Here is a 628-nt window from a genome sequence, read left to right as displayed (position 1 = left end):
CATCTGATGACGGAACTCCGCCGCCCAGGCCGGGTTTTTGAAGGTGTAATCTTTGAGCTCGACCACCGCCGGCCGTACCTGCGCCTGGCGGGTCAGCCGGGTAATGCACAGTTGCCGGGCCTGTTCAGCGTCGTCGGGGTGATAGGGCAGCACCGGGCCGTTGACGACAGAGCCCGCATCGTCGGCAAACACCAGGGTGTTTTTATTGTCGGTGAAGTCAAAGCAGTAAAAAATCCCTTCTTCGGCGGTGAGGCGTTGCAGAAAGTCAAAATCGGTTTCGCGGTACTGGACGCAGAACTCCCGTTCCGGGTGGGGATTGCGCAGGCTGAACGCCACATCCCGGATGCCGTTCTCTTTCAGCAGGGTGGTGATAATGGTTTTGATATCCTGCTGCTGAAAAATCCGGGCATTCTGGCGCAGGGTGGTGCGCCACATATCGGGCCGGATGGTCATGTCATAGCGGGTCTGATGTTTGCCGGTATTGCCCTGGACAAAGCGGGCGACCATGCCGGTGACGGTGCGCTCGACGTGGCCGGCGCGCAGGATGGTCAGGGTGGCGCTCTGGTCGAGGACGGCGGCGAAATCAATCGCCGGGTCGGCGCTGGCTAAACTGACGGTCAGCGTGAAC

The 628-nt window shown here is 60.5% G+C and carries 1 protein-coding gene; it reads right to left on the bottom strand.

Annotated elements, in window-relative coordinates; all coding sequences use genetic code 11:
* On the bottom strand, nucleotides 1-628 hold a 628-nt coding region (gene tssI, locus SLS51_RS23125), incomplete at both ends, for a type VI secretion system tip protein TssI/VgrG (protein WP_323840824.1).

It is taken from the genome of Photorhabdus africana, assembly GCF_035181445.1.
Lineage (GTDB): Bacteria > Pseudomonadota > Gammaproteobacteria > Enterobacterales > Enterobacteriaceae > Photorhabdus > Photorhabdus laumondii.
The sequence above is the reverse complement of the archived record's forward strand: the minus strand, read 5'-3'. Positions and strand labels throughout refer to the sequence as shown.